Origin of the sequence: Hwangdonia seohaensis (assembly GCF_031932625.1) — a bacterium.
Taxonomy (GTDB): domain Bacteria; phylum Bacteroidota; class Bacteroidia; order Flavobacteriales; family Flavobacteriaceae; genus Hwangdonia; species Hwangdonia seohaensis.
This window is the reverse complement of sequence record NZ_JAVSCK010000003.1, coordinates 161,393-173,638: the sequence shown is the minus strand read 5'-3', so window position 1 is coordinate 173,638 and position 12,246 is coordinate 161,393. Positions and strand designations below refer to the sequence as shown.

Sequence of the window (12,246 nt, the reverse complement as noted above, 5' to 3'; positions counted from 1 at the left end):
GTCAATAATGACTACTCGGTCTATATTAACAAGTAATATAACCACAACAACCGACGTAAATGCTACAAGTTTTTTCAAAGCATTAATTTTTTAGGTTAAGTATTTTTTTGATTCTTGTATGTATCAATATTTATACCAAAATTAACCCACCATAAAGAATGATGCATTTGGCCATTATACCGATAGGGGTAATAAAATCACTACAATAATAGTAATAATTATCTAATACATAAACGTAATCCTACAAAATAAATTGTTAAAAATTCAAAAAAAACTTACCTGTTTCGCCAAAAGAAAGGCGTAAATAAGATAAGCACCGTAAAGAGTTCCAAACGCCCAATAAGCATTAAAAAACTACACCACCATTTACCTATACTTGGTAAATTGGCAAAATTGTTTACAGGCCCGAAATCGCCTAAGGCGGGACCTACGTTCCCTAAACTTGAGGCTGCCAAACCAACGGAAGATTTAAAATCTATTTCCATCATCGAAAACCCTAAGGCACCAACTATAAACGATAACATATATAGAATAAAAAAAGCGAGTATATTAAAAACAATATCGCCAGAAATAGATTTTGTGTTGTAGCGCACCGGTATTATGGCATTTGGGTGTAATGTGCGCTTAAATTCCAAAAAACCGTTTTTTATCAATATCAAGTGCCGCACCACTTTTACCCCACCAGAGGTACTACCCGAGGATCCGCCCAAAAACATGAGCCCGAAAAAGAACACGACCAAAAACGGCGTCCACATGGTGAAATCTGCAGTAACAAACCCCGTAGTTGTTATCACCGATATAACCTGAAACAATCCGTGCCTAAAGGCACTTTCGGCTTCGCCCCAAACCATGGGATGCGCAATAGACGATGCCGATATATCTGCCCTGAAATATATAATAAGTGATGCAATAATCGTAAAAACAGCTATAAATTTAAAATAGAGTTTAAACTCTTCGTCGTTAATTATTTTCTGGACTTTTCCTTTAAATGCAAAATAGCTCAGCACAAAATTTGTACCGGCCAAAAACATAAAAACAATGATGATGTATTGAATAACAGGTTGATCGTTCCAATAAGCTACACTGGCGTTTTTAGTTGAAAACCCACCCGTGGACAAGGTACACAACGCATGATTAATGGCATCAAAAAAAGACATGCCCGCAACTTGTAATAATATGGTTTCGGCGGCGGTATATCCAAAATAAATAAGCCACAAACGTTTGGCGGTATCGGTAATTCTTGGGTGTAGTTTATCGGTACTGGGTCCTGGAGCTTCGGCAGCAAACAGCTGCATACCGCCAATTCCCAGTAGTGGTAAAATGGCAATGGCCAACACAATTATACCCATGCCACCAATCCAATGTGTTAAACTGCGCCAAAATAAAACGCCTTTGGGAACCGCTTCAATGTCGTTTAAAATACTGGCTCCCGTAGTTGTAAAACCAGACATCGTCTCGAAAAAAGCATTGGTAAAACTGGGAATACTTCCCGTAAAAATATAAGGCAATGTGCCTACAAGCGCCATAATAATCCAGCCAAAGGTTACTACAATATAACCTTCGCGTTTGTTCATTTCTTTTTTATGGTGCCTGGTAAAAAGCATACCCAACACACCGACAATCAATGTTAAAACACCGGCTAAAAACAGCTGCCATGTAACGCCGTCTTTATAAATTAAACTAATAAGCGCTGCCAGTAAAACAAAACCACCATTGAACAATAATAGGAGCCCGAAAAAATGAAAGATGATTTTGTAATTAAGTTTCATGTTTTAAAGGAATAACTTTTCAACGCCTTTTATAGATTTAAGCAAGCTGCAAACCACTACACGGTCGCCTTTTTGTATTTTAAAATCGCCTAGGGCAATTAAGCCCACGCCATCTCTAATAACTCCGGCTATAATGGCCGACCGTGGAAAGTCTATTTGTTTGATAACCTTATTACAAATTGCCGATGTTGCCTTAACTTCAAACTCCAACAATTCGGCATTCATGTTGTTCAATTTAGTCATGGCCACCACTTCGCCCTTGCGTATGTATCTAAAAATATTATTGGCCGCCAATAGTTTTTTGTTAATAAGGGTGTCGATGCCTATGGATTGGGACAACTCGAAATAATCCATATTTTCAACCAAGGCAATAGACTTTTTTACACCTTTTGATTTGGCGACCAAGCACGACATGATATTGGTTTCAGAATTATCGCCAACGGCAATAAAGGCATCCATATCGCTTAGGTTTTCTTCATCTAAAACATCAACATTTCTACCGTCACTATTAATCACCAATACATTGGGCAATGCATCTGCAATATCAAAAGCACGTTCTTTATTTTTTTCCAAAAGTTTAACTTTATACCCTTTTTCAGACAAATCCCTTGCCGATTTATATCCTATTTGGGTTCCTCCCAGAATCATCACATTTTTTATCTCGGTATTTTCTTTTCCGGTTAGTTTACACAGTTCTTCAGCGCCACCTTCAGAGGTTACAAACACCACGTTATCGCCTTCTTTAAATAAGGTGTCTCCGCGCGGAATGATAGTAAACTGGGTGCCTGCACGCTGAATGGCAATAGGCACAAAGTGGATTTCCGGAAATATTTTAGCCGCTTGTTTTACTTTTTTCCCAACAAAGGACGCTTCTTTAGACAAAGTTAAACCCGCCATGGTAAGTGCGCCTTCTTCAAACTCGTAATTATCGTTAAATGAAGATTGCTTCAGTGAAAGCTCAATTTCCGAAGCCGCCAAAGCTTCAGGGGAAATAAGTTCATCGATTCCAAATCGTATAAAGCCAACTTCATCTTTATGGTTTATAAATTCGGTATTGGAAATTCTGGCAATAGTACGTTTTGAGCCCAATTGTTTGGCCAAAACACAAATGGTAATATTTGTGGTTTCAGAGGCTGTTACACCAATTAACAGGTCGCTCGATTCAACTCGTGCTTCCTTTAAAATAGCAATTGATGTGGCATCGCCTTTAAGAACTTTTATATCTAAATGGGTATCGGCGTAGGCAAGACATTCTTTATTGGTGTCTATTAAGGTAATCTCTTGAGATTCGTAAGACAATAATTTTGCTAAATGAAATCCAACTTCACCAGCTCCAGCAATAATTATTTTCATTATTTATTTATCATAAAAAGTACTACAAATATACTATAAAATAAATATTGCTACCTCACTTATAGTCAATATAATATTTGCAAACCTATTGCATATTGACTTTGTAAAAGTTTATATTTTCCCAAGTTGTATTTATTTTAATAATTTTGACTGCGATAACCTACATAATTTATTTTGACTTTATCCGAATATATTAAAGTTAAAATAAATTATGTACGTTTGTCCAAAATTTACAGATTTGTCAAAAATAAAGCCATACAAAAACAGCGAATTAGGTAAAAAGGAACAGGTTACCAAAATGTTTGATACCATTTCTGGTGATTACGACGGGTTAAATCGTGTCATTTCTTTTGGAATTGATATTAAATGGCGCAAAAAAGTGGTTAAATTGGTCAAAGAAAAACAACCTGAAACCATATTGGATATTGCCACCGGAACCGGCGATTTAGCCATAAATCTTGCAGAAACCAATGCCACAAAAATTGTTGGTTTAGATATAAGCAGTGGCATGCTGGATATTGGTAAAGAAAAAATTAAAAAGAAAGGCTTAGAGCAAAAAATAGAAATGGTTTTGGGCGATTCTGAAAACATGCCTTTTAAAGACAATACCTTTGATGCCATTACCGTTGCCTTTGGTGTACGTAATTTTGAAACCTTGGAAAATGGGTTAAAGGAAATACTGCGCGTATTAAAACCCAATGGTATTTTTGTGATTTTAGAAACTTCAATGCCCGATAAGACACCCTACAAACAAGGCTATAATTTTTATACCAAAAATATTTTACCGCTAATTGGTAGAGTTTTTTCTAAAGATAGAAGCGCCTATAAATACTTGTGCGAATCGGCATCGGTTTTTCCTTATGGTGAAGCTTTAAACAATATTTTACGGGAAATTGGGTTTATTAATGTTGAAGATTTCCCGCAAACCTTTGGGGTAGCGACAATCTATACAGCATCAAAACAATAAAAATGAAACACCTTTTTCTGTTATTAGCATTCCTTTTAGTAGCTCAAACTTCTAATGCACAGCTGTTTAAAAAAGAAAAGGTGACTTATGATGCTAATCAAGGAAGAGGTTCAACAGATAACAATTTATTGCGTTGGGGCTATTTTTTAGGCATCAACAATTACGATTTTAATTTTGATTACAACGAAGATTTACGTGATATCTATGTAAAAAGAAGCCCAGGTTTTAGTGTGGGTTTAATAGGAAACTTACGTATAAACAAGTTTATCGATTTACGATTGGAACCCGGTTTATTAATTACAACCCGAGAGCTGTATTACAGTCAAACCTATTTTGAAGGTGTTCCAGATTTGAATAACTCCGATTTAACGAGAGAAGTAAAATCCACATACATCCATATTCCGTTATTGGTAAAATTTTCAACCAAGCGCATTAATAATTTTAAACCGTTTATTGTTGGCGGGTTTTCAACGGCTTTAAATCTTTCGAGTAACGAAACCAACCCGAACGACAATAGCAACGGGCAATTTAGAACCAAGAAAAACATGCTGTTTTACGAACTTGGTTTTGGCATCGATTTGTATTTGTACAATTTTAAATTCACCCCTTCCATTCGTGGGCTTTTTGCCATAAACGATGAGCTTATTAGGGATTCTGACCCCAATAGCCCATGGACCGGTAATATTGCCAGCATGAAAACACGTGGGGTTTTTATTAATTTTACGTTTCAATAAAATCAGTTTTCCCCTCTTCTAAATTCACTCAATAAAATAGCGGTTGCGGTGGCAACGTTTAAGCTTTCGGTAGCTTGTAAATCGCCAAATCTTGGGATAGAAATTTTTTCGGTTATTATTGCCTCAACTTCTTTTGAAACACCGTTGGCTTCATTGCCCATAACAAGAATTGCGGAATCTGGCAATTGCTTAGTGTAAACGCTTTCGCCTTCCATAAAAGCACCAAAAACAGGTAAATTTGTTTCGTTTAAAAACGCAGCCAAATCCACATAATTTATATTTACCCTGCTTATTGAACCCATGGTGGCCTGTATCACTTTGGGATTAAAACAATCAACCGTTTCGTTGCTACAAACCAAATCGGTAATGCCAAACCAATCGCAAAGTCTTATAATAGTACCCAAATTTCCGGGGTCCCTTATAGCGTCAAGTGCCACAATTAATCCGTTTGTATTTATAGGTTTTGGTGTTGGTATTTTAAAAACGGCCAGGGCTTTATTGGGCGTGGTTAAAAAACTAATACGCTTTAATTCCGTTTCGGTAATTAAAACTTCGCCTTTGGCATCAATATTGAAGGTTTCAGTCGTAAATAAGGCGTAAAGCCCGAATTCAGACTGCAATAGTTCTTGGATTGTTTTTATACCCTCAACAACAAAAAAACCATGTTGCAATCTATATTTTTTTTGCTTTAAACGCGTTATTAATTTTATCTGGTTTTTTGAGAGCATATCAATCATTAGTTTTATAAACCTATTTCTCGTTTTTCAATGGGCAAAAAAACGCTTAAATAAGCTGGATTCATTTTAATTTTATAAAGAAATGAAAAATATTATTAAGGTTACATCTCACTTAAATTATTTAGGTGTTTTTCTAAGGAAATAATGTATTTTTGAGCTTACAATAAGCATTTATTAATTCTTTTAATCGAAACAAACTTTTAAACTATAATTTAAATTAAATATAATTTCGTTTGCAACAACAATTCTTAAAAATACTACTATTATTTTTTCTTGCAGGATATATCACCTCTTGTAATACGGTTAAAAGAGTTGCAGATGACGAGCACCTACTTGTAGAAAACACCGTTTACGTAAACGACAAAAAAAACAATACCGAAACAATAACCAATTTACTGCACCAAAAACCAAACAGCAGGCTTCCGTTAATTGGTAATTTAAGACTGAACATTTACAATCTAGCACGCCCAAACCGAGATTCTATTTTTGAAGCTTGGTTAGATAAAAAACCAAAAAGAAGAGAGCGTTTAAAAAAAGCATACTCACAAAAACAAGTTGACAAAATTAAAGCCTCGGCTTTAGGATTTAATAATTGGCTAAAAAACACAGGAGAGCCACCGGTAATTGTCAACGAGGAAAAAACCCTAAAAAGCACAAAGCGATTAGAGTCTTATTATAAGTTTAACGGTTGGAGCAATGTGGAAGTAGATTACGAAATAAGCAAAAAAGACAACCAGCGCGCAAGTATTGATTATTTTGTTAAACACGGCAAACCCTATATTATTGATTCCATTACAAAAAACATTAAATCGCCTATTATAGATTCGTTGTACAAACATGGTAAGCAACGCGCTATATTAAAACAAAACAACCAATTGGTGTATGCTAATTTAGGGCTTGAGCGCAACCGTATTGCCACCCAAATGCGCAATTCTGGTGTGTTTCATTTCAATCAAGATTATATTATGTTTAATGTTGATACGATTAATACCAATAAAAAAGCCAACATCGATGTTATCATTCAAAATCGAGCCATTAGAACACAAGATACCGTTATACGCAGGCCTTTTAAGGTTTATAAAATAAAAGACGTTAATATTTTTACCGACTACACGTTTGAAAACAGAAACGAACCATTTCAGGATTCCATATCCTATAATAGTTACAAACTATACAGTTTCAACAAAATGCGGTACCGGCCAAAAGCATTAACAGATGCTGTATTTATTAATCCGGGAACTATTTTTAAAGATTTGGACCGCACCCGCTCGTACAGGCACATTAGCGAATTGCGCACCTTTAAATATCCGGATATAAATTATATTGAAAACCTCGACTCTACCCTAACCGCAAACATTCATTTAACGCCTTTAAAAAAATTCGGTTTGGGCTTTAGCGCCGAAGTTTCTAAAAGCAACATTCAAGCCATCGGGTTTTCGTTAAACCCTAGTTTGCTTATAAGAAATATTTTTAGAGGTGCGGAAACTTTTGAAATTTCGGCCATTGGTGCCATTGGTGCCTCAGATGATGCAAGCAACAATAGCAAACAGTTTTTTGACATTAATGAAATTGGTGTCGATTTAAAACTGACTATTCCACGGTTATTTTCACCGTTTTATACCGAAAATATCATCCCGAAATACATGTTGCCAAAAACCAGGATTAGTTTATCGGCAACCAGTCAAACCAACATAGGTTTAGACAAACAAACCTTTACGGGAACATTTAATTACAAATGGAATCCTACCAGTATCGGCACCAACAGGCTCGATTTATTTAATGTGCAGTATGTTAGAAACCTCAATGTTGGGAATTATTTTGGCATCTATCAAAACGCGTATAGAACTTTAGAAAATATCGCTTTAGACTCGTATAATACCCCACCCGAATTTATCACTTTAGACGATAACGGTAACGAAATTTTAATTCAGGAAAGCGCCGATGATTTTATCGATTTGGTTATTAACGACAACAGTTTTGAAACCAGTAATCCAACCGATTACAAAACCGTAAACAGTATTGACGAACGCAAAAAGCGACTCACCGAAAACAACCTGATTTTTTCATCGAGTTTTAGTTTTATACAAGATAAACGCCAAAACCTATTTGACGAAGATTTTTCAATTTTCCGTTTTAAGGTAGAAGCCGCAGGAAATTTACTTGCCAACGCTTCAAAGCTTTTGGGACTAAATAAAAATGCCAACAATCGCTATGAGCTTTTTAACGTGGCCTATTCGCAATACATTAAAACGGAATTTGACTATGTTAAACACTGGGATTTAGGCAGAAAAAACGTGTTGGCATTGCGCGGTTTTTTTGGTATTGCCATACCTTACGGCAACTCGTCCAGCATTCCTTTTTCCAAAAGTTTCTTTGCCGGTGGTGCCAACGATAATCGGGCTTGGACCGCTTATGGCTTAGGTCCGGGAAGCTCCGAAACCTCAGACGAGTTTAACGAGGCCAACCTAAAACTGGCTTTTAGTGTAGAGCAGCGTTTTAATATATTCGAAAAATTAAACGGGGCTGTTTTTATTGATACGGGAAACATTTGGAATGCCCTCGACGATGTAAATGACGACAACGCAACCTTTACCGGTTTCAGTTCCCTAAAGGATATCGCCATTGGTTCTGGTTTTGGTTTTCGTTACGACTTTAGTTTTTTTGTGTTCCGTTTCGATATCGGCTTTAAAACTTACGACCCTTCTTACAGAGCCCAAAACCGTTGGTTTAACGATTACAACTTTGCCAATGCCGTGTATAATATTGGTATCAACTATCCGTTTTAATTCTCAAAATCACGCCCCAAAATCCTGTGTTAAAGTTGCGAATCAAACTGTTGTTCTCGCTAAAGCGGAAACCAGATTCATCAAATAAACTATAACGTTTTAGTGTTATAATAGCCGTTTAACTCATCAAAAACAAAGCAAATTATTTAAAAATTGATTACTTTTGAAAATACTAATTATTAATCAATTAAATAAAAAAATATGGGACACAATATAAAACCAGGTGTTGCAACAGGCTTAGAAGTACAAGCTATTTTTAACCACGCAAAAGCTAATAATTATGCACTTCCTGCTGTTAACGTTATTGGTTCGGATACTATAAATGGTGTTTTGGAAACTGCTAGGGACTTAAACGCTCCGGTAATCATTCAATTTTCAAATGGTGGCGCACAATTTAATGCAGGCAAAGGACTAAGTAACGATGGGCAAAAAGCGGCCATCGCCGGTGCCGTTGCCGGTGCAAAACATGTACATACATTGGCAGAGGCTTATGGTGTTCCTGTAATTTTACATACCGATCACTGTGCAAAAAAACTATTGCCTTGGATTGATGGTTTATTGGATGCCAGCGAGGTACATTTTAAGGAAACCGGGAAATCATTGTTCAGTTCGCACATGATCGACCTTTCCGAAGAACCTTTAGAAGAAAACATTGAAATTTGTAAAACCTATTTAAAGCGCATGTCTAAAATGGGCATGACCTTGGAAATTGAATTAGGTATTACAGGTGGTGAAGAAGACGGTGTAGACAACACCGATGTAGACGATTCTAAACTATACACACAGCCCGAAGAAGTGGCTTACGCTTACGAGGAGTTGAGCAAAGTAAGCGACCAGTTTACCATTGCTGCGGCATTTGGTAACGTACACGGGGTTTACAAACCAGGAAACGTTAAGCTAACACCAAAAATATTAAAGAATTCGCAAGAATATGTTTCTAAAAAATACGGTGTAGAGCATAATCATATCGATTTTGTCTTCCACGGTGGCTCAGGTTCAACGGTTGAGGAAATTCGCGAAGGCATCAGCTACGGTGTTATAAAAATGAATATCGATACCGATTTACAATACGCATTTATGAGTGGCATCCGCGACTATATGGGCGAAAAATCCGAGTATTTAAAATCGCAAATAGGCAATCCCGATGGCGACGATGTACCAAACAAAAAATATTACGACCCAAGAGTTTGGCTGCGCGAAGGCGAAAAAACATTTGTAGCACGTTTAAAAAAGGCATTCGAAGATTTAAATAACGTAAACACCTTATAACCCAGGTCAATTGTTACATAACACACAAAAGGTCTTGTATTGCTACAAGATCTTTTTTTATTTATATCACACAAAAACATTATATTACAAACCTATTATTGGAATTTAGTTAATAAAATTACCATGGCGTTACCACAAAATTAAAATAAAGGTTTAATTTTGTGGTCGGGCTTTCGGCAGTCGCTTCCCAATAAAAATTGGGAGAGCTTCAACAAATGCCTCAATCCCTAACGCAGTTTGCAAATACATCAAAATTTGCAATCATAAATCTAAAATCGTAAGTCATTATGTCTTGGTTTAAAAGAAAAGATAAAGGAATACATACCAGCACTCAAGAAAAAAAAGACACCCCAAAAGGACTTTGGTACAAATCGCCAACGGGCAAAATTGTCGATACCAAAGAGTTAGAACAGAATTTTTACGTAAGTCCAGAAGATGGTTACCATGTTAGAATTGGCAGTAAAGAATACTTCGAAATTCTTTTCGACGACAATAAGTTTAAAGAATTAGATGCCAATTTAGAATCTAAAGACCCCCTTAAATTCGTCGACACCAAAAAATACCCCGACCGTTTAAAAGCAGCACAGAATAAAACCAAATTAAAGGATGCCGTACGAAGTGCGGTAGGTAAATCAAAAGGAAAAGATTTAGTGGTTTCCTGTATGGATTTTGCTTTTATTGGAGGCTCAATGGGTAGCGTTGTTGGCGAAAAAATTGCACGTGCAGCAGACTATGCCTTAAAAAACAAACTGCCTTTTATGATAATTTCTAAATCTGGAGGCGCACGTATGATGGAAGCTGCTTTATCATTAATGCAGTTGGCAAAAACATCGGTAAAACTGGCCCAATTAGCCGATGCCGGCATACCCTATATTTCGCTTTGTACCGACCCCACAACGGGAGGCACAACAGCCTCATTTGCCATGTTGGGCGATATCAACATTGCCGAACCCGGTGCTTTAATAGGTTTTGCAGGACCGCGTATTGTAAGAGACACCACAGGAAAAGAATTGCCTGAAGGTTTCCAAACCTCCGAATTTTTATTGGAACACGGATTTTTAGATTTTATTACCCACAGAAAAGAACTTAAAAACAAGGTTAATCAATATATCGATTTGATTACCAATCAACCTTTAAGAGCTTAGAAAAAAGCACTTATTGTAAGGTTCTTATAAACGACGCAAATAAAAAATCCCAGATTACATATGTAATCTGGGATTTTTTTTGGTGTAATTTATTACTTTATGAAAATTAACTTGTTTATAATTTTTATATTCAAAAAGTAATCTTTAGCTTACTTTTTTAAATGCGTAAATATGTTAAAAAAATCAATTTTAATTGAAAACAAAAGTAGTGTAACAACGAAAAACCTTCAATTGGTTATTAAAAATGATTTACGAGAATCAAGTATTCCTATTGAAGATATTGGCTTTGTCGTTATTGATAACCCAGAGATTTATATAAGCATAACGGCTTTAAATCTATTAGTAGAAAACAATAGTGCTGTTATTATTTGTGGTAAAACTCATTTACCGAACGGGCTGTTTTTAAACCTAAACAGCCACCATATACAACAAGAATTATTTAAATATCAAATACAAGCCAGTGTGCCTTTAAAGAAAAAACTATGGCAACAAACTATAGTTGAAAAAATTAAAAACCAAGGTCTGCTACTAGAAAAAATAACACAAAACAAAAACAAACTTGAATTTTTAGCAAGTAAAGTTTTAAGTGGTGACACTAGCAATATGGAAGGCGTTGCAGCCAACTTTTATTGGAAATCATTTTTTAAGACTGATTTTAAACGCGAGCGTTTTGGCAATTACCCCAACAACTTTTTAAATTATGGTTATGCCATTTTAAGAGCCGCAACAGCTAGGGCACTGTCTGGAAGCGGTTTGTTAAACACATTGGGTATTCATCATAAAAGCAAATACAACGCCTTTGCTTTAGCAGACGATATTATGGAGCCTTTTAGACCCATTGTCGATGAAGCCGTTTATACCATCATGCAGCATTATGACGAGCAAGAACTTAATACCGAAATAAAATCTGTTCTCCTTCAAATACTAACGCGCACTGTTTATTTTAAAGATGAAAAAAGCCCATTAATGGTTGCGCTACAAAAAACAACTAGCTCACTGCAACAATGTTTTACTGGAGAAAGAAAAAAAATTAAGTATCCTAAACTATGGAATTAAACGGTTATAGAATTATGTGGCTATTTGTTTTTTTTGATTTACCCACCGATACGGCAAAAGACCGTAAAAATGCAGCAGGTTTTAGAAAAAACTTGCTCAAAGATGGTTTTAATATGATGCAATACTCGGTGTATATGCGCCACTGTGCCAGTAGCGAAAGTGCCGATGCACACGAAAAACGCATTAAACGTCTGTTGCCCCCGTTAGGAAAAGTGAGTATATTAAGAATAACCGATAAACAGTTTGGAAATATCATGAACTTTTGGGGGCGAACCGAAGCTCCCAAAGAACCGCCACCAACGCAATTGGAACTGTTTTAATTTTTAAAAAATTTCAGTAAATTTGATTTGGCTGTCTGAGGATGGCCCTCACTTAAAAGGGTGCTCTGTATAATTTATATATCTCCCTTTTTCCTTTCTCTAAAGTTTTA

The 12,246-nt window shown here is 36.0% G+C and carries 10 protein-coding genes; 7 read left to right on the top strand and 3 right to left on the bottom strand.

The features are described from left to right. Nucleotides 1-275: 275 nt before the first annotated feature. Nucleotides 276-1,769: a TrkH family potassium uptake protein gene (locus tag RNZ47_RS09845; protein WP_311939433.1), complete on the bottom strand. Its 1,494-nt coding sequence runs from the start codon at nucleotides 1,767-1,769 to the stop codon at nucleotides 276-278. 3 nt (nucleotides 1,770-1,772) lie between these two features. Then, nucleotides 1,773-3,122 carry a Trk system potassium transporter TrkA gene (trkA, locus tag RNZ47_RS09840; protein WP_311939430.1) on the bottom strand — a complete coding sequence of 450 codons (1,350 nt, stop codon included), beginning with the start codon at nucleotides 3,120-3,122 and terminating at the stop codon, nucleotides 1,773-1,775. A 238-nt stretch (nucleotides 3,123-3,360) separates the two neighbouring features. Here trkA and ubiE point away from each other — a divergent pair, with 238 nt between their 5' ends. Then, nucleotides 3,361-4,089 (top strand): bifunctional demethylmenaquinone methyltransferase/2-methoxy-6-polyprenyl-1,4-benzoquinol methylase UbiE, encoded by a 729-nt coding sequence (gene ubiE / locus RNZ47_RS09835; RefSeq protein WP_311939428.1) that lies wholly within the window; start codon nucleotides 3,361-3,363, stop codon nucleotides 4,087-4,089. 2 nt (nucleotides 4,090-4,091) lie between these two features. Continuing rightward, the gene (porT, locus tag RNZ47_RS09830; protein ID WP_311939425.1) at nucleotides 4,092-4,823 is read left to right on the top strand and encodes a type IX secretion/gliding motility protein PorT/SprT; all 732 of its coding nucleotides are present in this window, start codon (nucleotides 4,092-4,094) and stop codon (nucleotides 4,821-4,823) included. Nucleotides 4,824-4,825: 2 nt separating this feature from the next. Here porT and RNZ47_RS09825 read toward each other — a convergent pair whose 3' ends face one another. Then, the gene (locus tag RNZ47_RS09825; protein ID WP_311939422.1) at nucleotides 4,826-5,551 is read right to left on the bottom strand and encodes a TrmH family RNA methyltransferase; all 726 of its coding nucleotides are present in this window, start codon (nucleotides 5,549-5,551) and stop codon (nucleotides 4,826-4,828) included. A gap of 242 nt (nucleotides 5,552-5,793) precedes the next feature. Here RNZ47_RS09825 and tamL point away from each other — a divergent pair, with 242 nt between their 5' ends. The 5 genes from tamL to cas2 all read left to right on the top strand — a co-directional run bounded on the left by tamL (nucleotide 5,794) and on the right by cas2 (nucleotide 12,136). Next, entirely contained in the window at nucleotides 5,794-8,346 is a 2,553-nt protein-coding gene (tamL, locus tag RNZ47_RS09820; protein WP_311939419.1) for a translocation and assembly module lipoprotein TamL, read from the top strand. A 201-nt stretch (nucleotides 8,347-8,547) separates the two neighbouring features. After that, nucleotides 8,548-9,615 (top strand): class II fructose-bisphosphate aldolase, encoded by a 1,068-nt coding sequence (fbaA, locus tag RNZ47_RS09815; RefSeq protein ID WP_311939416.1) that lies wholly within the window; start codon nucleotides 8,548-8,550, stop codon nucleotides 9,613-9,615. 287 nt (nucleotides 9,616-9,902) lie between these two features. Beyond that, on the top strand, nucleotides 9,903-10,760 hold the full coding sequence (gene accD, locus RNZ47_RS09810; RefSeq protein WP_311939413.1) for an acetyl-CoA carboxylase, carboxyltransferase subunit beta: 858 nt from the start codon (nucleotides 9,903-9,905) through the stop codon (nucleotides 10,758-10,760). A gap of 171 nt (nucleotides 10,761-10,931) precedes the next feature. Further along, nucleotides 10,932-11,816 (top strand): type II CRISPR-associated endonuclease Cas1, encoded by an 885-nt coding sequence (gene cas1 / locus RNZ47_RS09805; protein WP_311939410.1) that lies wholly within the window; start codon nucleotides 10,932-10,934, stop codon nucleotides 11,814-11,816. After that, nucleotides 11,807-12,136: a CRISPR-associated endonuclease Cas2 gene (gene cas2 / locus RNZ47_RS09800; protein ID WP_311939406.1), complete on the top strand. Its 330-nt coding sequence runs from the start codon at nucleotides 11,807-11,809 to the stop codon at nucleotides 12,134-12,136. Before cas1 ends, cas2 begins: the two co-directional genes overlap by 10 nt. Nucleotides 12,137-12,246 lie beyond the last annotated feature (110 nt).

What these genes read in the sequence shown, in the direction of transcription:
- RNZ47_RS09845 (WP_311939433.1), bottom strand. Translation starts at nt 1,769, where the DNA reads ATGAAACTTAATTACAAAATCATCTTTCATTTTTTCGGGCTCCTATTA.
- trkA (WP_311939430.1), bottom strand. Translation starts at nt 3,122, where the DNA reads ATGAAAATAATTATTGCTGGAGCTGGTGAAGTTGGATTTCATTTAGCA.
- porT (WP_311939425.1), top strand. Translation starts at nt 4,092, where the DNA reads ATGAAACACCTTTTTCTGTTATTAGCATTCCTTTTAGTAGCTCAAACT.
- RNZ47_RS09825 (WP_311939422.1), bottom strand. Translation starts at nt 5,551, where the DNA reads ATGCTCTCAAAAAACCAGATAAAATTAATAACGCGTTTAAAGCAAAAA.
- fbaA (WP_311939416.1), top strand. Translation starts at nt 8,548, where the DNA reads ATGGGACACAATATAAAACCAGGTGTTGCAACAGGCTTAGAAGTACAA.
- accD (WP_311939413.1), top strand. Translation starts at nt 9,903, where the DNA reads ATGTCTTGGTTTAAAAGAAAAGATAAAGGAATACATACCAGCACTCAA.
- cas1 (WP_311939410.1), top strand. Translation starts at nt 10,932, where the DNA reads ATGTTAAAAAAATCAATTTTAATTGAAAACAAAAGTAGTGTAACAACG.
- cas2 (WP_311939406.1), top strand. Translation starts at nt 11,807, where the DNA reads ATGGAATTAAACGGTTATAGAATTATGTGGCTATTTGTTTTTTTTGAT.